The organism is Cupriavidus sp. 09_S30 (genome assembly GCF_056930435.1).
This window is the reverse complement of the sequence record NZ_JBXOWI010000002.1, coordinates 2,282,067-2,302,395: the sequence shown is the minus strand read 5'-3', so window position 1 is coordinate 2,302,395 and position 20,329 is coordinate 2,282,067. Positions and strand designations below refer to the sequence as shown.

Annotated in this window: 21 protein-coding genes; 12 read left to right on the top strand and 9 right to left on the bottom strand. The window is 66.6% G+C overall.

The annotated features are described in order from the left end of the window. Positions 1 to 942 carry a branched-chain amino acid ABC transporter permease gene (locus AC1Z3O_RS30510; protein ID WP_483520370.1) on the bottom strand — a complete coding sequence of 314 codons (942 nt, stop codon included), beginning with the start codon at positions 940 to 942 and terminating at the stop codon, positions 1 to 3. 131 nt (positions 943 to 1,073) lie between these two features. Beyond that, positions 1,074 to 2,321, bottom strand: coding sequence for a branched-chain amino acid ABC transporter substrate-binding protein (locus tag AC1Z3O_RS30505; RefSeq protein ID WP_483520368.1), 1,248 nt, complete (start codon positions 2,319 to 2,321; stop codon positions 1,074 to 1,076). A gap of 410 nt (positions 2,322 to 2,731) precedes the next feature. Between AC1Z3O_RS30505 and AC1Z3O_RS30500 the strand changes: the two genes are divergently transcribed. Then, positions 2,732 to 3,436, top strand: coding sequence for a FadR/GntR family transcriptional regulator (locus AC1Z3O_RS30500; RefSeq protein WP_483520366.1), 705 nt, complete (start codon positions 2,732 to 2,734; stop codon positions 3,434 to 3,436). Positions 3,437 to 3,477: 41 nt separating this feature from the next. Continuing rightward, on the top strand, positions 3,478 to 3,831 hold the full coding sequence (locus AC1Z3O_RS30495) for a VOC family protein (RefSeq protein ID WP_483520364.1): 354 nt from the start codon (positions 3,478 to 3,480) through the stop codon (positions 3,829 to 3,831). A gap of 25 nt (positions 3,832 to 3,856) precedes the next feature. Here the strand turns inward: AC1Z3O_RS30495 and AC1Z3O_RS30490 are convergent, their stop codons facing one another. Then, positions 3,857 to 4,324 carry a hypothetical protein gene (locus AC1Z3O_RS30490; RefSeq protein ID WP_483520362.1) on the bottom strand — a complete coding sequence of 156 codons (468 nt, stop codon included), beginning with the start codon at positions 4,322 to 4,324 and terminating at the stop codon, positions 3,857 to 3,859. Between the two features lie 424 nt (positions 4,325 to 4,748). Between AC1Z3O_RS30490 and AC1Z3O_RS30485 the strand changes: the two genes are divergently transcribed. After that, positions 4,749 to 5,753, top strand: a complete 1,005-nt coding sequence (locus AC1Z3O_RS30485; protein WP_483520360.1) for a tripartite tricarboxylate transporter substrate binding protein — start codon at positions 4,749 to 4,751, stop codon at positions 5,751 to 5,753. A gap of 36 nt (positions 5,754 to 5,789) precedes the next feature. Here the strand turns inward: AC1Z3O_RS30485 and AC1Z3O_RS30480 are convergent, their stop codons facing one another. Beyond that, positions 5,790 to 6,290 (bottom strand): DUF2938 domain-containing protein, encoded by a 501-nt coding sequence (locus tag AC1Z3O_RS30480; protein ID WP_483520358.1) that lies wholly within the window; start codon positions 6,288 to 6,290, stop codon positions 5,790 to 5,792. 166 nt (positions 6,291 to 6,456) lie between these two features. Between AC1Z3O_RS30480 and AC1Z3O_RS30475 the strand changes: the two genes are divergently transcribed. After that, positions 6,457 to 6,876 carry a helix-turn-helix domain-containing protein gene (locus AC1Z3O_RS30475; RefSeq protein WP_483520357.1) on the top strand — a complete coding sequence of 140 codons (420 nt, stop codon included), beginning with the start codon at positions 6,457 to 6,459 and terminating at the stop codon, positions 6,874 to 6,876. Between the two features lie 163 nt (positions 6,877 to 7,039). On the opposite strand, the gene AC1Z3O_RS30470 is transcribed toward AC1Z3O_RS30475, so the two are convergent. After that, the gene (locus AC1Z3O_RS30470) at positions 7,040 to 7,909 is read right to left on the bottom strand and encodes an IclR family transcriptional regulator (RefSeq protein WP_483520355.1); all 870 of its coding nucleotides are present in this window, start codon (positions 7,907 to 7,909) and stop codon (positions 7,040 to 7,042) included. 173 nt (positions 7,910 to 8,082) lie between these two features. Between AC1Z3O_RS30470 and AC1Z3O_RS30465 the strand changes: the two genes are divergently transcribed. From AC1Z3O_RS30465 to AC1Z3O_RS30450, 4 genes are all read left to right on the top strand, one after another. Further along, on the top strand, positions 8,083 to 8,853 hold the full coding sequence (locus tag AC1Z3O_RS30465) for an enoyl-CoA hydratase/isomerase family protein (protein WP_483520354.1): 771 nt from the start codon (positions 8,083 to 8,085) through the stop codon (positions 8,851 to 8,853). A 9-nt stretch (positions 8,854 to 8,862) separates the two neighbouring features. Then, positions 8,863 to 10,131 carry a CaiB/BaiF CoA transferase family protein gene (locus AC1Z3O_RS30460; RefSeq protein ID WP_483520352.1) on the top strand — a complete coding sequence of 423 codons (1,269 nt, stop codon included), beginning with the start codon at positions 8,863 to 8,865 and terminating at the stop codon, positions 10,129 to 10,131. 54 nt (positions 10,132 to 10,185) lie between these two features. After that, positions 10,186 to 11,355, top strand: coding sequence for an acyl-CoA dehydrogenase family protein (locus AC1Z3O_RS30455; RefSeq protein WP_483520350.1), 1,170 nt, complete (start codon positions 10,186 to 10,188; stop codon positions 11,353 to 11,355). A gap of 107 nt (positions 11,356 to 11,462) precedes the next feature. After that, a complete protein-coding gene (locus tag AC1Z3O_RS30450) occupies positions 11,463 to 12,479 on the top strand; it encodes a Bug family tripartite tricarboxylate transporter substrate binding protein (RefSeq protein WP_483520348.1) in 1,017 nt (338 codons plus the stop codon). A 75-nt stretch (positions 12,480 to 12,554) separates the two neighbouring features. Here the strand turns inward: AC1Z3O_RS30450 and AC1Z3O_RS30445 are convergent, their stop codons facing one another. Then, entirely contained in the window at positions 12,555 to 13,754 is a 1,200-nt protein-coding gene (locus tag AC1Z3O_RS30445; protein ID WP_483520346.1) for an amino acid aminotransferase, read from the bottom strand. A gap of 152 nt (positions 13,755 to 13,906) precedes the next feature. Further along, the gene (locus AC1Z3O_RS30440) at positions 13,907 to 15,298 is read right to left on the bottom strand and encodes an amino acid permease (protein ID WP_483520344.1); all 1,392 of its coding nucleotides are present in this window, start codon (positions 15,296 to 15,298) and stop codon (positions 13,907 to 13,909) included. Between AC1Z3O_RS30440 and AC1Z3O_RS30435 the strand changes: the two genes are divergently transcribed. Next, complete coding sequence (locus tag AC1Z3O_RS30435) at positions 15,297 to 15,425, top strand: hypothetical protein (protein ID WP_483520342.1); 129 nt, start codon at positions 15,297 to 15,299, stop codon at positions 15,423 to 15,425. The genes AC1Z3O_RS30440 and AC1Z3O_RS30435 overlap by 2 nt on opposite strands. Positions 15,426 to 15,490: 65 nt before the next feature. Here AC1Z3O_RS30435 and hppD read toward each other — a convergent pair whose 3' ends face one another. Beyond that, positions 15,491 to 16,570, bottom strand: a complete 1,080-nt coding sequence (hppD, locus tag AC1Z3O_RS30430; RefSeq protein ID WP_483520340.1) for a 4-hydroxyphenylpyruvate dioxygenase — start codon at positions 16,568 to 16,570, stop codon at positions 15,491 to 15,493. A 434-nt stretch (positions 16,571 to 17,004) separates the two neighbouring features. Here hppD and AC1Z3O_RS30425 point away from each other — a divergent pair, with 434 nt between their 5' ends. Together AC1Z3O_RS30425 and AC1Z3O_RS30420 are read left to right on the top strand one after the other, a co-directional pair. Continuing rightward, positions 17,005 to 17,484 (top strand): Lrp/AsnC family transcriptional regulator, encoded by a 480-nt coding sequence (locus AC1Z3O_RS30425; RefSeq protein WP_483520338.1) that lies wholly within the window; start codon positions 17,005 to 17,007, stop codon positions 17,482 to 17,484. A 374-nt stretch (positions 17,485 to 17,858) separates the two neighbouring features. After that, positions 17,859 to 18,278 carry a hypothetical protein gene (locus tag AC1Z3O_RS30420; protein WP_483520337.1) on the top strand — a complete coding sequence of 140 codons (420 nt, stop codon included), beginning with the start codon at positions 17,859 to 17,861 and terminating at the stop codon, positions 18,276 to 18,278. A 186-nt stretch (positions 18,279 to 18,464) separates the two neighbouring features. Here the strand turns inward: AC1Z3O_RS30420 and AC1Z3O_RS30415 are convergent, their stop codons facing one another. Continuing rightward, positions 18,465 to 18,926, bottom strand: a complete 462-nt coding sequence (locus AC1Z3O_RS30415; protein WP_483522086.1) for a DUF6130 family protein — start codon at positions 18,924 to 18,926, stop codon at positions 18,465 to 18,467. A gap of 425 nt (positions 18,927 to 19,351) precedes the next feature. Between AC1Z3O_RS30415 and AC1Z3O_RS30410 the strand changes: the two genes are divergently transcribed. Continuing rightward, positions 19,352 to 20,266 (top strand): alpha/beta fold hydrolase, encoded by a 915-nt coding sequence (locus AC1Z3O_RS30410; RefSeq protein ID WP_483520335.1) that lies wholly within the window; start codon positions 19,352 to 19,354, stop codon positions 20,264 to 20,266. The last annotated feature ends 63 nt before the right edge of the window (positions 20,267 to 20,329 follow it).

Here is a 20,329-nt window from a genome sequence, read left to right as displayed (position 1 = left end):
TTACTCCTTTTCACCCATCAGCCCGGAGGGGCGTACCAGCAGGATCAGCAGCATCAGGGCGAAGGGGATGGTGGCGGACAGGCTGGAGAGCTTCAGCGTCAGCAGGCCGCCGACTTCCTCCGCCCAGCCGCGGGCGCCGAACAGTGCGAACAGGTCGGCGAGGCTGCGGTCGACGCCGACCGACAGCGAGGTGATCAGGCCGATCAGCAGCGAGGCGAGCATCGCGCCCTCGAGCGAGCCCAGGCCGCCCACCACCACCACCACGAAGACCATCACGCCGAGCTCCAGCGCCATATTCGGATTGGTGGTGTAGAAGGCGCCAGCCACCGCGCCCGCCAGCCCGGCCAGCGCGGCGCCCACGCCGAACACGCCCATGAAGACCAGCGGCACGTTGTGGCCGAGTGCCTCGGCCATGCGCGGCTTGTAGATGGCCGAACGCACCACGATGCCAACGCGGGTGCGCGTCAGCATCAGGTAGATCAGGCCGAACATCAGCAGCGCGATGCCGCCCATCAGCACGCGATAGAAGGGGTAGGAGGTGGCGCCGAGGTGGAAGGCGGCGAAGTCCAGCGCAGCGGGCACCCGGTAGTCGACCGGGAAGTTGCCGAAGAACAGCTTGATCAGTTCGGCGATGATGAAAGACAGGCCGAAGGTCAGCAGCAGTTCATGCGCATGGCCGAAACGGTGCACGCGGCGCAGGAAGAAACGCTCCACCGCCACGCCGGTCAGGCCGACCAGGATGGGCGACACCACCAGCGACGGCCAGAAGCCGAGCGCGCCCTGCAGCGTATAGGCCAGGTAGGCGCCGAGCATGTAGAAGGAGGCGTGCGCGAAGTTCAGCACGCCCATCATGCCGAAGATCAGCGTGAGGCCGGCCGAGACCATGAACAGCAGCAGGCCGTAGATCGCGCCGTTGAGCAGCGAGACGATGAGGTATTCCATGAGGCTTCCTGGGCTTTTTTTGGACGAGCCAATCCACTGCGCGGCAGCGCCGTCGGAGGACGGCTGCCGCCGCGCATGCCGGGACGCGCCGCGGATGGCGCGCGCCGGTCAGCGTGATGGGTGTCGCGGGATCAGCTGGGGCGCTGCATCTTGCAGCTGGCCTGCGGCGGGGTGGCGGCTTCGGCCGCGGAGAAGGTCTTGACCGGCTTGAAGCCCATGTCGGTGCCGTCGACCTTGAACTTCGCGTCCTTGCTGACCACCGACACCACCATCGGCAGCAGCACCTGGTGGTCGGCCGCACGCATGCTCATTTCGCCGAGCGGCGTCTTGACCTTGGCCTTCTCCAGCGCCAGGGCGAGTGCCTTGGTGCTGAGCTTGCCGCCTTCGGGCTTGACCGACTTCAGCGCCTCACCCAGCATCTCGATGCCGAACACCGACTGCGGCTCGATGAAGACCGGCATATGGCCTTCCTTGGCCTTGAACTCGCTGGCGAGCTTCTCGCCGTCGGCGCCGCCGGCTTCCGCGTTGAAGGGGTGGGCGACATAGTGGCCCAGCGCCACGTCGCCGGCATTGCCGACGTTGCCCGGCTGGTCGAGGAAGACGGTGGCGAAGCGGGTCTTCAGGCCGGCGGCCTTGCTGGCCTTCATCAACAGCAGCAGGTCGTTGGACCAGTTGCCGGTGATCACCGTGTCTGCCTTGGCGGCCGCGATCTTCGCCACGTAGGGCGAGAAGTCCTGCACCTTGTTGACGTCATGCAGCGTCTTGTCCACCACCGTGTAGCCGCCCAGGCCGGCGTAGTCGGCGACGGCCTTCTGCATGTCGGTGCCCCAGGAGTAGTTCTGGTTGATGGCGTACACGCGGGTGCCCAGCGTATTGAGCGGCTTCATCGCGCCGACCAGCGCCTTGACGCGGATCTGGGCGTTGGTGGCGAAGCGGAAATGGTAGAAGTGGCATTTGTCGCCAGTCAGCTCCATCGCCTCGCCGCCAAGGTTCAGGTAGAGGATCTCCTTGCCGGGGTTGCGCAGGTTGAACTTGCGCACGTCCTCGGTGATCTGCCCCGACACGGCGGAGGACGAGCCCTGCATCACGATCTGGGCGCCGTCGGCCACGGCGGCCTTCAGCTTGTCGGCGGCGCCGGCGGGGCCGCCCTGGTTGTCGTACTCGACCAGCTGCAACGGCTCGCCGTTCCAGCCGCCGGCCGCGTTGAGCTTGTCGATGGTGTAGCGCGCGGCGGCGCGGAACATCAGCCCGGTCGAGGCCTGCGGCCCGGACAGGGTCTCGACCAGCGCAATCTTCACCGGGGCCGCCGATGCCGCGCCTGCCAGCAGGGAAAGCGCCGCTGCCGCGAGCAAAGGACGGGAAATACGGCTACCGCTCATGCATGTCTCCTGGATAGTTAGGCCATCCGGATGCGCCGCGCGGGCGTCATCCTTTATTGGTCTGACAGTTATAAAATTGGTCAGACAGGTTTACTATAGGGAGTTGGACAGGCTGCGTCAACGGCGCTGCCGGCGTATCCGGGTTTTTACTGATGGCCGAAGAACCCCGCTAAAACGGGCAGTCCGGCGAGACGGCGCGCTATTGGAAGCGGGGTGCGAAGGCATCTTGGACAGCGCTGCGTTCGCCTTGCACACGTCGATGTGCGCAAGCGATTGCACTCGCATCGAGACGTGCTACATTGACCTGTAAGACCAATTTGCAGACCGCGCCGGCTGGCGCGAGGGAGAGAACTGTGAGCAAGACCGTGCCGGACATGGCACCTTCTGGCGGGAACCGTGCGGAAAGCGTGATGTTCCACCCTGAACCGAAGCACCTGCCGGACGAGATCGCGCGGCGCCTGAGCCAGGCGATCTCGTCCGGCGAGTTCGCCGTGGGCGACCGCCTGCCGAGCGAACGCTTGCTGTGCGAGCAGTTTTCGGTCAGCCGCGCCGTGGTGCGCGAAGCGCTATCGCAACTGAAGTCGGAAGGGCTGGTGGAGTCGAAGGCCGGCAGCGGCGTGTTCGTGATCGAGCGCAGCCAGCGGCAGGCCTTCCGCATGCAGGACGTGGCTATCGACGAGAAGCACTCGCTGTCGATGGTGATGGAGCTGCTGGTCACCATCGAAGTGGCGGCCACCCGCTTCGCGGCGATACGCCGCACGCCGGAAGACCTCAAACGCATCCGGCGGGCGCTGATCGGCATGGAGTATGAGATCGCCAACGACCGCCTCGGCGACGACGAGGATTTCGCCTTCCACCAGGCCATCGTCGACGCCACCCACAATCCGCACTTCCAGGCCCTCAGCGAGCACCTGGAACACGGCGCACGCCGGCTGATCAGGCAGGCGCGCAGCAATACCAAGAGCCGCCACGCCGACCTCGTCGAGGCCGTGCAGGAAGAACACAAGCTGATCTACGACGCCATTGCCGCCGGCGATCCCGAGCGCGCGGCGGAGGCGGCGGAGTCCCACCTGCGCAATGCGGCCAAGCGCTTGAACATGTACTTGAAGGGGTAGGGCGGCCGGTTGAGCGCGCCGGCCGGCCTCAAGGAGAGCACATGAAGGTCAAACGCATCGTTGCCAACATCGCCGCGGCCGACATCGGTGCGGCCCGCCGCTTCTACCAAGATGTGCTGGGCCTCGACCTGCTGATGGACCATGGATGGATCGCCACCTACGGCGCCGAGCGGAGCATGGGCATCCAGCTCAGCATCGCTACAGAAGGCGGATCGGGTACGCCGGTGCCGGATCTGTCGATCGAGGTCGATGACGTCGACGCGGTGCTGGCGGGCATGCGTGCAGCTGGCTTTGCGGTGGAGTACGGGCCAGTCGACGAGCCCTGGGGCGTGCGCCGTTTCTATGTGCGCGACCCCTTCGGCAAGCTAGTCAATATCCTGATGCACGCCGGCTAGCGGCTGCACTACGGCGCCGGCCTTCCTAGAGCTTCTGCGCCGCGGCCAGGGTGAAGATCTTTGCCCAGCGTTGCGCTTCCTTGCGCGAAGGCATGGGGATGCGCCACAGAGGCTGGGCGTTGTGCTCCAGGCGCAGCGCGAGCGTCCACGCGCCGCCCTCGCTGGCGGGCTCGGCCCCCGCGATGTCCGCGAAGATGAAGCGGGAGCGCGCCTCGTGCAATGCCAGCAGGCCGTGCTTGTGTTCGGCGTCGATGCGCAGGCTGCCCCACGCACCGTCCAGCAACAGGATGCGCTCGCCATTCACGGTGGTGCCGTGGATGCGTCGGTAGCGGCGCACGACGCTGGCGATCAGCGCAACCAGCAAGGCGATGGCCAGCAGCACGGCGCCGGCGCCGGCAAGCGGCCCGAAGGCCGCCGCCACCGCCATGTACAGGCGGACCAAGCCATAGATGAGGGCGCCGATCAGGGCGAGGCCAAGAAGAATGAATGGCACGTTCGGATTCCGGTGTGGCGGGTGGAGCGGGCGCGGGTCCCGCCGCGCCACACCGGATCGGGACGGGTGTGTCGGCGGCGGTGTGGCTCCGGCGCGGGCGCCGCGCGGCGGCTCCACAGAGAACGCCCGATTCTACCCAGCGTGCCCATACCGCTTCAAGCAGGAAGCGGGCCGCCGCCGCGGCCGAACCCGCATGCCCGCCATCCGGCCGGCTTGGTCCATGCCGTCGAGCTGCGGGAGCCGGAACGCTCGCCCCAACGGCTCCGCGCCCTGTGGCGGATCGCCGATGACCGCACAAAATTGCACGCACTTTTTGTTGCAATGTGTCTACTTGATAGCATTACATGTCATGCTTGGCGCGCGTGCGCAAAGAACGCACAGGCGTGACGCAGCGCGCGTTTCACAAGAGATAGAGAGGAGCACAATGGCAGTAAACAAACCGTTCGCCGGCCGTCTGCCGGCCATCGCCGCCGTCGCCACCGCCGCCTTGCTCGGCCAGACTGCAATGGCGCCCGCCGCCTTCGCGGCCGAGGACGCCTGGCCCGCCAAGCCGATCCGCGTGATCGTGCCCTACACGCCCGGCGGCTCGACCGATACCGTTGCGCGCGTAGTGTTCGAGAAGGTGGCCGAACGGCTCAAGCAGACGGTCATCGTCGAGAACCGCCCCGGCGCCAACAGTACGGTGGGCACCACCGTGGCGGCGCGCGCCAAGGGCGACGGCTACACCTTCCTGTCGGTGCTGGCCGCCTACTCGGCCAACCCGAGCCTGTACAAGTCGCTGCCCTACAAGCCGGCCGACCTGAAGCCGGTCAGCTACATGGCCGACCTGCCGCTGTTCCTGTTCACGGCCAAGCAGATTCCGGCGCATACCGTGGCCGAACTGATCGAGTACGGCAAGCGCAATCCCGGCAAGCTGAACTTCGCCTCCAGCGGCACCGGCTCCAGCGCGCACCTGGTGGGCACCCGCTTCGCCATGGTCAGCAAGCTGGAGATGACCCATATCCCCTACAACGGCAGCGCGCCCATCCTGACCGACCTGATGTCGGGCCAGGTGTCGATGGTGTTCGACCCGCTGCTGGTGCCGATGCCGCAGGCCAAGGCCGGCAAGATCAACGTGCTGGCCGTGGCCTCGGCCAAGCGGCTGGCCGTGGCGCCCAATGTGCCGACGATGGAGGAGGCGGGCCTGCCCGGCTTCGTGATGAGTTCCTGGACCGGCCTGATGGCGCCGGCGGGCACGCCGCAGCCGATCATCGACCGCATGTCGCGCACGATCGCTGAAGTCGTGCGCCTGCCTGAAGTGCAGAAGCGGCTGGAAGACCTGGGCTACGTTGCCGTGGGCAGCACGCCGGCGGAGTTCCAGAAGCTGATCGATCGCGACGGCGCACGCTACGCGGAGATCATCAAGGCGGGCAATATCTCGCTCGACTGAGGCGCTTGAGCGTGCGTGATCGCGCCGGCGATCACGTCACGCGATGACAGCGGCCAGCGTACGTGCGGCCAGATAGAGGCCGAACCCGAACGACAGGTGCGCAATGAGGCTGCGCCGCCGCGCGACGTTCGGCCTTGGCGTGCGCGCGGCCGCGATGCCGAAGCCGAACGCCGGCTGCATCACGCAAAAGGGCGCCACAACGCTCGCGAGGCCTGCCGCAAGCGCTGGGATGAGCGTCGGCGTGCGCGCCCAGTCTGGTCCCGCGGACGCCAGCAGCAGCGCCGCAAATGCGATTCCGATCGCGTAATGGGCGACCCAGCCGATCGCGCGTTCGTGCGCCACCGGTGGCGCCGACATGATCGATGCATGCCGGAATTGCCCGCCCGGCATGTGACCGAGCCAGCGGCCCACCAGCGCGTAATCGAGCGATGGCACGCCGAACGCGCGTCGCTGCAGCACGGCCCAGAGATCCATCCCCAGCGTGCCGCCCGCGCCGATGATGAGCGCATCGCGCAGCATCTCGATCGTTTCATGCATCGCCGCCTCCGGCCGGTTCGGTTCGGACGGGGCAGGGGCCGCCAGGGTCGCGGTGTGATGCCGGCCGCTCGGCGCGGCGCGGGATCGGTGTCGTTTTCATGTTGCTTGTTTCAACGGGATCGAGCCGGTATCTTGCTACTTCAAGTTAACTTGAGGTCAAGCAAGCATGCGCTCTCTGGACATCGGCGATGTCGCGCGCCAATCGGGATTGCCCGCTTCGACGTTGCGCTACTACGAAGAGAAGGGATTGATCGCGTCGACCGGGCGGCGCGGCTTGCGGCGTCAGTACGACCGCGAGGTGCTGCAGCGGCTAGCTCTGATTGCGCTCGGGCGCGAGGCCGGCTTTTCGCTCGACGAGATTCGCGCGATGTTCGGCGCCGACGGAGAGCCGGCGATCGACCGTGCGCAGCTAGATGCGAAAGCCGATGAGTTGGACCACACGATCCGCCGGCTCAGCGCGATGCGCGACGGTCTGCGGCACGCCGCCGTGTGCCCGGCGCCGAGCCATCTGGCCTGCCCGACGTTCCAGAAGCTGCTGCGCGCGGCCGGGCGGCGCGCGCGTCCGCCGAAATCCGAGGCACGATAGCTGGCCTATAGGGCGCCGCAGCGTTCGCCGCTGCTGCCCGAAGTGCTGGTCTTCCTCTGCTACAACTTCCAGAAACAAATCGATCGCGACGGTACCCGCTAGGCGGAGATCATCAAGGCGGGCAATATCTCGCTCGACCGAGGCGCGCCTGCCGGCGACCTCCTTATTCGGTGACGCCATCCGCGGCGCCGGCCACGGACGCGCCACCCCAATGCCCGGCCATGCCGACGCGCTGCGCCAGGCCCAGCAGCATGGCCGCGTAGCGCTCGCTGTCGTGGCGGCCATGGCCGGGCCGTTGCGCGTAACTGATGTTGAGGCCGTAGAGCTGCTGGTCCGGGCCGATGAAGGCGGTGCCCACCGCCGCGAGATGGCCCGGCTGGTAGGCCGCCACGCAATAGCCCTGGCGCTGCGCCTGCGCGATGCGGCGGGCGATGCCGGCGGCCCGCCGTTCCCACCGCTCGCCCAGGCGCGTTTCGATGCGCAGCAGCAGATCCTGCCGCACCGCCGCCGGCAGCATCGCGAGATACGCCAGGCCGATCGCGGTGCGCTCCATCGCCACTCGCGTGCCCGGTGCCACGCGCCGCGTCAACGACACGCTGTCCTGGCTGTGCCGGATCGACGCAAGATAGACCATCTCGGTCTGGTCGGCCACGGCCAGTCCGACGTTGACGTGCTCGGCCTCGGCGATCGCGCGCATGCCCGGCAGCGCCAGTTCGGGCACCGGCGTTGCCTGTCCGAAGGCATCGGCCAGGCTCACCACCACCGGCGCCAGCCGGTAGGCGCGCGCAGCGACGTCATAGTGCAGGAACCCCGCATCCACCAGCGAGCGCGTCAGGCGGCTCACCGTCGGCCGCGGCAGGCCGGTGCGCGCGGCCAGTTCCGCATTGCCCAGGCAAGAGGTGCCGACGCGGAAGGCGCGCAGCAGCGCCAGCCCGCGCTCCAGCGACTGGCTGCCTTCGGTGCCGCGTGTGAAGCGGCCGCTGTCGCTTGTCTGGCGCCGTGTCGACGGCGCCGGGGGATCGCTGGCAGGCATGGCAAAAGATTTCGGAATCCGAAATTGCAGTATAGCGGCCGGCCGAGGTTCGGCGAATACTGAGTGCGGTCGAGCGGCAGCGCAATCCGGCCCAATCCGGCGCGTCGCCGGCCGCTCCATTTCCAGCCACCCTGCACGGGCCGCCGTGCCCGCCGTCGAGGAGTCCTTGCCCCATGTCAGCCGATGCCGAAATCCGCGTCTCGCAAGCGCAGCACGTCACCGTGGTCGAACTCAGCCGGCCGCCGCACAATTTTGTCGATGTCAACGTAATGCGCGAGCTTGCGGAGACCTTCGCACAATGCGACGCGGACGATGAATGCCGCGCCGTGCTGCTGTGCTCCGGCGTGGGCACATTCTGCGCCGGCGCCGATTTCAGCGGCGCCGAGCGCGGCAGCGTGGCCAATGATCCATCGGCCTTTTACGCACAGGCGATGAAGCTGTACCGCAACCGCAAGCCCATCGTCGCGGCGGTCGAGGGGCCGGCCATCGGCGCCGGACTGGGATTGGCGCTGGTCGCCGACTTCCGCGTGACCTGCCCCGAGGCGCGCTTTTCCGCCAACTTCAACCGGCTGGGCTTCCATCCCGGTTTCGGGCTGAGCCTGACGCTGCCGCGGCTCGTGGGCGAGCAACAGGCCGCGCGGCTCTTCTATACCGGCCGGCGCATCGGCGGCGAAGAGGCGGTGGCGATCGGCCTGGCCGACGAGCTGGTGCCCAAGGACCAGGTCAAGGCGCGGGCGCTGGCGCTGGCCGGCGAGATCGCGCTGTCGGCGCCGCTGGCGGTGGAGAGCACGCGCGAGACGTTGCGCCTGGGGCTGGCCGATCGCATCGCCGAGATCAACCAGCGCGAACTGGCGATCCAGCGCGTGCAATTCGCCACCGAAGACTTCCGCGAGGGCGTAGCCGCGATGGCGCAGCGGCGCGATCCGGCGTTCCGCCGTCGCTGAGGAGGCACCATGCGATCGATCGATGAAACCGCAGCGGCGGCGGGCGGCGCACGCCGTGCCGCTCCCGGCCACGCTGCGGGCAAGGCACGCACCGGTCCGCTCGACGGCATCCGCGTGCTCGACCTGACCTCGGTGGTGCTGGGCCCGCTGGCCACGCAAGTGCTGGCGGACCTCGGCGCGGACGTGATCAAGGTGGAGGGGCCGGAAGGCGACCTGATGCGCGCCAACGGCGTGTCGCAGCACGCCGGCATGAGTTCGATCTACCTGGCGCTGAACCGCAACAAGCGCTCGGTGGTGCTGGACCTGAAGAGCGCCGACGGCGCGGCCGCGCTGCGCGAGCTGATCGCCGGCGCCGATGTCCTGGTCCACAACATGCGCGTGTCCGCCATCGAGCGGCTCGGCTTCGGCTACGCGGCGGTGGCGGCGCTGAACCCGCGCATCGTCTATTGCGTGGCGACCGGATTCGGCCAGGACGGACCGGACCGCGACAAGCCCGCCTTCGACGACATCATCCAGGCAGCCTGCGGCCTGGTGGCGCTGGGCTCGGCCGCGGGCGAGCGGCCGGAATACGTGCCCAGCCTGATCGCCGACAAGACCACCGGCCTGGCGCTGGCCAACGCGGTGCTGGCCGCGCTGCTGCACCGCGAGCGCCACGGGGAAGGGCAGCAGGTGGAAGTGCCCATGCTGGAGACGATGGCCAGCTTCGTGCTGGCCGAGCACCTGGGCGGGCTGACCTTCGATCCGGCCACCGCGGGCGCCGGTTACGCGCGCCTGCTGCAGGGCGGCCGGCGCCCGGCGCGCACGCGCGACGGCTGGATCTGCGCGCTGCCCTATACCGACCGGCATTGGCAGGCCTTCTTCCGCGCCGTGGGCCGCGAAGACCTCGGCGAGAAATACGACATTTCGAGCCGTGCCCAGCGCAACGCGAACATCCGGGCGCTCTACCAGCACCTGGGGGAGATCACGCCCGAGCGCAGCACCGCCGAATGGATGGCGCTGTTCGAGACACTGGATATCCCGGCCACGCCGATCTACGCGCTCGATGCGCTGCCGAACCATCCCCACCTGGAGGCGGTCGGGCTGTTCCAGCGCACCGAGCACCCGAGCGAAGGGCCGCTGCGCGAGATGCGGCCGGCGGCGCGCTTTTCGGCGACCCCATTGTCGCTGCGGCGGCATGCGCCGCGCCTGGGCGAACACACCGCGGAGGTGCTGGCCGAGGCGGGGCTGGATGAGGCGGCGGTGGCGCGGCTGGCGGCCGGCCGCCAGCCGGCGCCGTGATGCGTGGATCCACGCGCCGCAACCCCAGCACCAAGCGCAAGGAGGAGACCAACGATGAATTTTGAACTGGACCAAGAACACCGGATGCTGAAGGACCTGGTCGCGCGATTCGTGCGCGAGCAGTTGCTTCCGCTCGAGCCGGCCGTGCTGGCGCGCGAGGCCGAAGGCGGCCAGCTGGCGCTATTGCCCGAGGAACATGCGCGGCTGGATGCGCTGTCGCGCGAACTGGGCCTGTGGGGGCTGGACGCCCCCGCCGAAATGGGCGGCTCGGACCTGCCGGTGGTGGCGATGGTTGGCGTCAACGAGGAGCTGGGCAAGACCATCACGCCCTATGACCTGCCGCCGGACTCGCCCAACCTGCGCATGCTGCTGCAGACCGCCAATGAAGACCAGCGCGCCCGCTACCTGGCGCCCTATGCGCGCGGCGAGACGGTGTCGGCGATTGCCATCTCCGAGCCGGGCGCGGGAGGCGACCCGTCGATGATGACCACCCGCGCCGAGCGCGACGGCGACCACTGGGTGCTCAATGGCCGCAAGATCTGGATCAGCCGCGCGGCCCGTGCGGACTGGACCATCGTGATGGCCGTGACCGACCGCACGCGCGGCGCGCGGCCGGGCATCTCGGCCTTTATCGTCGAGCGCGGCACGCCGGGCTTCAAGGTGGAGCGGCGCATCCCGATGATCGGCGGCCATTCCACCTATGAGGTGGTGCTGGAAGATTGCCGCGTGCCGGCCGGCCAGCTGCTAGGCACGGAGGGAGAAGGGTTCGCGCCGATGCAGACGCGCCTGTCCACGCGGCGGGTGCAGATGGCGGCCTGGTGCATCGGCCGCGCGCAGCGCGCGCTGGACATGCTGTGCGAATACGCGCCGCAGCGCCGCACCTTCGGCGCCGCACTGGCCGACCGCCAGGCCATCCAGTGGTGGGTGGCCGATGCCGCCACGCGCATCCACGCCTGCCGCCTGATGACCTACGACGCGGCCGCGCGTATCGATGCCGGCGACCAGGCGCGCACCCAGGTGTCGATGATCAAGGTGTTCGCCACGGAGATGGCCTGGGACGTGATCGACCATGCCATGCAGGTGTTCGGCGCGATGGGCATGACCAAGGAGCTGCCGCTGCAGCAGATGGCCAACGAGACGCGGCTGATGCGCATCTACGAGGGGCCGTCCGAGGTGCACCGCTGGGTCATCGCACGCGACCTGCTCGGACTGAAGCACCGTTGAGCGCCCGCTGCCGCCGCCCGCAGGCCGGGCGCCGGCCAGGCGAAGACCGGGGCCAGCGATGCCCCGGCAAGCACCGGCCGTGCCGGGACAATCATCAAGGAGACATCATGCACACCGCCAACCCTCATTCCACGCCACCGGCGCGCAGGCGCCTGGTCTTCGCGCTGGGCGCAGCCATCCTCGCCGCGGCCACGCTTGCCGCGCCGCCCGCGGCGCGCGCCGCGGACGCCGCCTTTCCGAGCCGGCCGCTACGATTCGTCGTGCCCTTCCCGCCGGGCAGCGGCACCGATATCACCGCACGTGTGTTCGCCAAGAAGATCGGCGAGCTGAGCGGGCATGGCGTGGTAGTGGAGAACAAGCCGGGCGGCAATGGCTTCATCGGCGTGCAGACGGTGTTGAGCGCGGCCCCGGACGGCTACACCGTCTTCATCGGCAGCAACTCGACGCTGTCGACCAATGCCGCCACCTTCCGCAAGCTGCCCTACGATCCGATCGCCGACTTCGCGCCGATCACGCTGCTGTCGCGCGGGCCATGCCTGGTGCTGGTGCCGGGCAACTCGCCCTACACCACGCTCAAGGCGCTGCTCGATGCCGCGCGCCAGCGTCCCGGCGCCCTCAACTATGGCTCGGGGTCGATGTCGTACACGCTGTACACGGAATGGCTGAACGAGCTGGCGGGCGTCAAGACGACGAACGTGCCCTACAAGGGCGCGGGCGATGCGATCAACGGCGTGGTGGCGGGCAATGTGGACTTTGCCGTGGTGGATGCGAGCGGGGCGATCGAGCTGGCCAAGGCCGGCAAGGCGCGCGCGCTGGCCTATACGGCGCCGCAGCGTTCGCCGCTGCTGCCCGAGGTGCCGACCTCGGCCGAGGCCGGCATGCCGGACTTCCTCTGCTACAACTGGGTGGCTGCCGCGGTATCGGCAAAGACGCCGCCTGCCGTCGTGCAGCGCCTGGTTGCCCTGTTCGCCGCCGCGGGTGCGGCGCAGGACGTCAAGGAGTACTACCAGCGGCAGTCGACCTCGCTGATCCTGTCGACGCCGGCCGAACTGCGGCGCTACCAGAGCGAGGAGATCGCACGCTGGAAGCGCCTGGCACAGGTGGCGAAGATCGAACTGCAGTAGGGGACCATGCCGGTGGCGGCCACCGGCATGGCTGGGGCCCGCATGGCGCGGGCCCGCCTTGGCTTTACTGTGGCTTTAGGCCTTGGCCAGCACGGTGCCGATGGCCTTGGCCACGATCGACACATTGCTCTCGTTCAGGCCAGCCACGCACATGCGGCCCGAGCGCAGCAGGTAGACGCCGTGCTCTTCGCGCAGGCTGTCCACCTGCTCGGCGCTCAGGCCGGTGTAGGTGAACATGCCGCGCTGCTTGACGTAGCGCGACAGCGCCTCGCCGCTCACGTGGCCGACCAGGCTGTCGTGGATGGCCTGGCGCATGCGGGTGATGCGCTCGCACATGGCGGCCAGCTCGGCCTGCCACTGGGCGCGCAGCGCCGGCGTGGTCAGGACCTTGTTGACGATGCGCGCGCCGTGCGTGGGCGGGTTGCTGTAGTTGGCGCGCACGGCGCCGGTCAGTTGGCCGAGCACGCGCGAAGCTTCGTCGGCGCTGTTGCAGACCACGCTCAGGCCGCCGCAGCGCTCGCCGTACAGCGAGAAGTTCTTCGAGAACGAATTGGCCACCAGGAAGGACAGGCCCTCGCGCTCCATTTCGCGGATGGCAAAGGCGTCATCGTCCAGGCCAGCGCCGAAGCCCTGGTAGGCCATGTCGACGAAGGGCAGCAGGCCTTGTGCCTTCAGCACAGCGATGACCTGGCGCCATTGGTCCTGGTCCAGGTCCACGCCGGTCGGGTTGTGGCAGCAGGCGTGCAGCAGCACCACGTCGCCCTTGGGCACGGCCTTCAGTGCGGCCAGCATGGCGTCGAACTTCAGGCCGCCGGTGGCGTCATCGTAGTAGGGGTAGCTTTGCACCGTGAAGCCGGCGCGCTCGAAGACCACGCGGTGGTTTTCCCAGCTCGGGTCGCTGATCCAGACCTGGGCCTTGGGGAAGTAGCGCTTGAGGAAGTCGGCGCCCACGCGCAGCGCGCCCGAGCCGCCCAGCGTCTGCAGCGTGGCGATGCGGCTTTCGGCGCGCGCCTTGGCCTGTTCGCCGAAGACCAGCGCCTGCACGGCGTCGCGGTAGGCTGCCAGGCCGGCCATGGGCAGGTAGGGGCGGGGGCCGATGTCGGCCAGCAGCGCGGCCTCGGCCTCGCGCACGGCCTGCATCACGGGCAGCTTGCCGTTGTCATCGAAGTAGATGCCGATGCTCAGGTTGACCTTCTGGGTGCGGGGATCGACCTGGAAGTTTTCGTTCAGCGAGAGGATCGGGTCGCCCGGAAAGGCTTCGATGTGTTCGAACATGGGAGTTCCTGCGTGCTTGGGTTTGGGGGTGAAGCGGACGCCCGCCCGACGGCGCCGGGCGGGCTAAAAGACAGAGAATGCCACAGACGGCGGGCCAGGTCAGCCCATGCCGCTTTCCGCCCGGGCCGGCATGGCGGCCCGGGGGCATCGGATTACCGCGCGGCGACGCCGCCGCCCAGCGCGGCGCCATGGGGCTGGCGCTTCTGGCGGAAGCGGTAGCTGATCGCCAGCACGCCCAGCCAGACCGGGATCAGATAGACCGAGATGCGCAGGTCGGGGGTCAGGTACATGATCACCAGGATGCCGGCCAGGAAGGCCAGGCACAGGTAGTTGGTCAGCGGGTAGCCCAGGCTCTTGAAGCGCGTCTCCTGGCCGGCACGGCGCTTGTCGTGGCGGAACTTGAGGTGGATGACGCTGATCATCGCCCAGTTGATCAGCAGCGCCGACACCACCAGGCCCATCAGCAGCTCGAAGGCCTTGCCGGGCATGAAATAGTTGATCACCACGCACAGCGCCGTGGCCGCAGCCGAGACGCCCAGCGCCACCAGCGGAATACCGCGCTTGTTCACCTTCAGCAGCGCCTGCGGGGCGTTGCCCTGCTTGGCCAGGCCGTACAGCATGCGGCTGTTGCAGTAGACACCGCTGTTGTAGACCGACAGCGCGGCCGTCAGCACCACCACGTTCAGCACGTGCGCGACGATGTCGGCGTTCAGTGCGTGGAAGATCAGCACGAAGGGGCTACCGCCGGTGACAACCTTCTCCCACGGGTAGAGCGAGAGCAGCACGCCCAGCGCGCCCACGTAGAAGATCAGGATGCGATAGATCACCTGGTTGGTGGCCTTGGGGATGGTCGTCTGCGGCGAGTCCGCCTCGGCCGCGGTGATGCCCACCAGTTCCAGGCCGCCGAAGGAGAACATGATGACGGCCATGGCCATCACCAGGCCGCCGAAGCCGTTGGGGAAGAAGCCGCCGTGCTGCCACAGGTTGGTGACGCTTGCCTGCGGGCCCGCCGAGCCGGACACCAGCAGGTAGCCGCCGAAGCCGATCATGCCGACGATGGCCGCCACCTTGATGATGGAGAACCAGAACTCCATCTCGCCGAAGGATTTCACGCTCGACAGGTTGATGGCGTTGATGATCAGGAAGAAGGCCAGCGCCGACATCCAGGTCGGCACGTGCGGCCACCAGTACTGGATATAGATGCCCACGGCCGAGAGCTCGGCCATGCTGACCAGGATATACAGCACCCAGTAGTTCCAGCCCGAGATGAAGCCGGCGAATTGGCCGCAGTACTTGTCGGCGAAGTAGCTGAAGGAGCCGGCCACCGGCTCGTCCACCACCATCTCGCCCAGCTGGCGCATGATGAAGAAGGCCACGATGCCGGCCACGGCATAGCCGAGCAGCACGGAGGGGCCGGCCATCTTGATGGTCTGGGCGATGCCCAGGAACAGGCCGGTGCCGATGGCGCCGCCCAGCGCAATCAGCTGGATATGCCGGTTCTTGAGCCCGCGCTTTAGCGAGCCGTTCTCATTGTCGGAATTCATGTTGTTCCTCTACCCATTCTTTTGGAATGTGAATCCGCGCCTCTCGTCGAACCCCTTCGGTCTCGAGCGCTTCGTGGTGTTGCCGGCCGTCGCCGCAGCGGTGCTGCGGCGACGGCCGGTGCAGTGATGCGGCCGGCACTGGCGAGCCTTATGGGCTGCCGGGCCGCCGGGCCGCTGCATGTGTGGCGGGGGTCAGACCTTCAGGGCGCCGCGCTCGATCTGGTCGCGCTCCAGCGATTCGAACAGGGCCTTGAAGTTGCCTTCGCCAAAGCCGTCGCTGTAGTCGCCCTGGCGCTCGATGAACTCAAAGAACACCGGGCCGAGCAGGGTCTTGGAGAAGATCTGCAGCAGCAGGCGCGGCTTGCCGCCTTCGGTGGTGCCGTCCAGCAGGATGCCGCGTGCCTGGAGCTGGTCGACCGGCTGGCCGTGGCCGGGCAGGCGCTTTTCCAGGCCCTGATAGTAGAAGTCGTTGGGGGCGGTCATCAGCGGCACGCCGGCCATCTGCAGCTTGTCGATGACGTCGACCAGGTTTTCCGTCAGCAGGGCGATGTGCTGGATGCCCTCGCCGTTGAAGGCCATCAGGAATTCCTCGATCTGGCCGCTGCCCTTGGCCGATTCCTCGTTCAGCGGGATGCGGATCTTGCCATCCGGCGCGGTCATTGCCTTGGAGGTCAGGCCGGTGTACTCGCCCGAGATGTCGAAGTAGCGGATCTCGCGGAAGTTGAACAGCTTCTCGTAGAAGCTCGCCCAGTAGGCCATGCGGCCGCGGTAGACGTTGTGCGTCAGGTGGTCGATCAGCTTCAGGCCGTGGCCAACCGGGTGGCGGTCCACGCCCTCGATGAATTCGAAGTCGATGTCATAGATGGACTTGCCTTCCTCGAAGCGATCGATCAGGTACAGCGGCGCGCCGCCGATGCCCTTGATGGCGGGCAGGCGCAGTTCCATCGGGCCGGTGGCGATCTCGACGGGCTGGGCACCCAGTTCCAGCGCGAGCGCATAGGCCTTGTGCGAGTCCTTCACGCGGAAGGCCATGCCGCAGGCGCTCGGGCCATGCTCGGCGGCGAAGTAGGCGGCCTCGCTATTGGGCTCGCGGTTGATGATGAAGTTGATGTCGCCCTGGCGGTACAGCAGCACGTCCTTGGAGCGGTGGCGTGCCACCAGCGTGAAGCCCATCTGCTCGAACAGCGGTTCCAGCACATTGGGGGTGGGCGAGGCGAATTCCACGAATTCGAAGCCCATCAACTGCATCGGATTTTCAAACAGGTCGGCCATGGCGATTGCTTAGCAAGGTGGGAGGGAGTTCACAGCAGCCAACGCGCATGCGTGCTGGCTGCCACCTGCGTGCCGGCCGCGAAGGCGCGCGCCGGCAGGCTTGCAGGGAACGGGGATGAGGTCCCGAGGCACAGCTGGCCGGTAGCGCGGCGCGAGCCGCGTGGCCGGAAATCTGGGGCTGCTGTACGGTCTTCGGGGGACATGCACTGTCTCGGGGGCGGAGAAATAATATTTCGGGTGGGCCGCATGCGATGCTGCGTGTGCCACGCCGGGCCTGACCGTAGCGGCGCAGGGAAACCGGAGGAAATCCCGACGCCGTGTACTGCAGGCATGTCGGGCAGTGTATATTCCGGCGTGGAAAATAGGATTTCGTAAGCCACACAGGGAAACCCTAGATTGCGACACGAAATTTCATTTTTGGTAACGTTAAGGAGATGAAATTGCAGATTACGGAGCTGGACCGCATCGACCGCCGCCTGCTGGGCGTCCTGCAGGAGCACGGCAGGGCCTCCAACCTCGAGCTGGCCGAGGCCATCCGGCTGTCGCCGGCGCAGACCTTGCGGCGTCACCGGCGCCTGGAGGAAAGCGGCATCATCAAGCGCTATGAAACGCGGCTGGATGCCACCAGCCTTGGCTTCGGCGTGGTCGCGTTCATCCACGTCACCATGGAGCGGGGCCATATCCGCGACCTCTCCAATTTCAAGAGCCTGGTCGCCGAACTGGCGCAGATCCAGGAATGCTTCTCGGTGACCGGCGATATCGACTATGTCCTGAAAGTGGTGGCGCGCGATCTCAAGTCGCTGTCGGACTTCCTGCTCGATACCCTGATGCGCATCCCTGGCGTCAGCGGGGTCAAGTCCAGCGTCTGCCTGGACGAGATCAAGTGCACCAGCGCCATGCCGCTGGAAGGTTGAGAGGCCGGGGCGGCCTGGCGCGGCTGGATCCCTGGCGACGCCGGCAGGCCGCTGATGTGATGATGGGCCGCCCCCGGCACGGGAGCGGCTCGTGTGGTAATGACAGTACTTTTCGCGGCAAGGTCCGCAGAGCTCGCCCATCCTGTCAGAAAATCCTTGACTATCTATCTACAGGTAGATAATATTGCGTCATGGATCGCTGCTGCACTCCCGCCCGAAGCGGAAGCCGAGCCAAGAGGATCCAGCGCGACATCGGGGATTTCCCCGTTTTTTCAGGGCCGGTCATCTATCTATGAGTAGATGTGTGTGACGACCCAGACGCCGCGAACAACCGATCCCGAACGCGCGGATCCTCACTGGAGATGGAGAACATCATGAGCACCAAGACCCTGAACGCAAACGCCGTTGCCAAGGCCCTGATCGCTGCCGTCGCGTTATCCGTCGCAGCCCTGGCCGGCCAGGCTCACGCTGCGGGCCCCAAGGACAGCGGCTTCAGCGGCGACCGTTATGGCTATGTCTTCCGTGGCAACGAAAGCCGCAGCGCCTTTACAGACGGCGCCAAGGCAGCCCGTTTCGATCCGTTCACCGATGGCGCCAAGGCCGGCAAGTTCGATCCCTACAGCGACGGCGCGCGCGTCAGCAAGAAGGGGCCGTATGTTGATGGTTTCGGCACGCTCGCGGGCCTGGACCGCGTGGGTGTGTCGTCCGCGCCGGCCCACAACAGGTTTGACCCGTACACCGAGGGCGCCAAGGCTGGCAAGTTCGATCCCTATACCGACGGCGCGCTCGCCTGACGCTAGCGGCGGCACCAGTCCGCCGCCAGCCCTGAACCGTGTCTCCGATGCACGGGGATCTCTCTCCTCTCCGATCCCCGTACAACTGGCCGGCCTTTGTGCCGGCCTTTTTTCGCCCTCTGCGCGAGGCCGGCCCGCGAACCCCTGTGTCGAATCAAGCGCGGAGTACAGACGGATCCAAATAGCTCAGTGCTGATGCGATGCCGGCGCTCTTAAATCCGGCACCGTGACGGCGACGGTCTCGGTGGCCAGGATCTTGTGGTTGGGATCGGCCAGTTCGAGCCGAAGCCTATGTGGACCAGGCGTCAGCCCCACGACGATGATGGGGTCCTCGCTGGTATGCGCCCAGGTACCGTGTGCGTCGTCAATGGTCACATGCAGGTGCCCGATACGCGGCGATATCTCTACGGCGGCCTTGCCGAATACCGGCATGACACGGAAATGCTCGGTTCGGAACTGGACGATGACGACGCCGCGGGCCAGTGGCTCGGCCAGCGGCGGGTACGGAATCAGCTTGGGAGCCGGCTCTGATTGGAGCGGAAGGATTGCCGGAGGGCGGTTGGCATCTGGTGCAGCTTGCGCGAATGCCGTTACGCAGAATGCCGCCCCGGCCGCAGCGACCGACAGGTGTCTTAGTAGGGAGCGCATGGTGTTTTCCTTCTTCAGCAAAGAAAAGTTGCCCCGGCGCGCGAGCCCGTTTCGGTCTCGCGCGTAAGTACAGAGTAGATGGGGCATGGCGGCTCAGGCGGGGTGACCGTGGAGCGATCCATCGCCCGCGCGTTCTTGAGTGAACTGGCGGCGAGCTGACTGTTGCCGGTCTCTTCCGGCTGGCGTGCGCCGGTACCTGGAGGTTCTTACAAGCAAGCCAGGTTACTTACGCAGCATGCTGTGGAGAATTTTGTATGGGAATGTACCGACAGTAGTGCCGGATACGCAGGGGTACATCCGGGCCCGTGGATCGCCATCGACCAGATACATGCCTGTCCTTCAATGCTGCGTATGCAACTGAGGCAACAGAGTTCTTCCGCGCTGGTTTGAATCTGTTCTCGAGTGATTGAGCAAAGGTGAACGACATGACCAAGACGACCACGGATCGCCGATCGTTTGTTCCGGGTGCCAAAGCGAGACCCGAATTTGGGTATGTACAGGTCAACTCAGATATAACAGTCAGGCGGATGGTCGTACACAACACCGGTTCAAAGGGCACGGCGCTGTTCCTGCATGGCTTTCCCGAGACACTCTACGCTTGGCAGGAAATTGCCTCCGCGCTTGGTGAGGAGTACGAAGTTCATGCATTCGATTGGCCGGGATACGGCCAATCGTCCCGACCTTCCGCCGATCAATTCGGATATGCGCCACGGGACTACGCCACTGTATTGAAGGGCTATATCGAGAAAGCCGGGATCGACAAGCAAAACCTTGTGATCTACGCAACCGATATTGGTGCCTTGCCGGCCTTGCTCGCGGCGATTGACGATCCGGAAATTGCAAGGCACATCGTCGTTGGCGACTTCGCACCGTTCAACCGACCGCAATACATGCAGGAACGCCTGCAAGGTCTGAAGGATCCCAAGTCGGCCCAAGCGGTTCGGGCGGCCTTCAACAAAACGCGTGATGAAATTCTCAAGAACACGTTTACGCGGGGATTGCCTGCGGCGTCTCACTATGAATTGGCCCAGGAATTCAAGGCCGACGTGGCACGTGGTTGGCAGAATGGAGAACTGACGTCCGCCGACGCGTTCTACCACTACTATTCGCACTTTACTCGCGATCAAGATGACTTTGAGGCGAACCTGGCGCAGCTCAAGACACCCGTCAAGGTGATCTGGGGAGAGCTGGACTCCTATATCAAGAAGGAAATGGGAGAGGAGTTAGCCAGCCGGGCAGATCTGAGCCTTCGGGTCCTTCCGAACATTGGCCATTATCCGCACCTGCAAGATCAGGCGACCACTATTTCCGAGGTGCGCGCCGTATTTGGCGCCAGATAATCCGATATCGCGCACGCCAGCACGCCAGCACACCATTCACGCTCGCGACTGGCCAAACGAGTT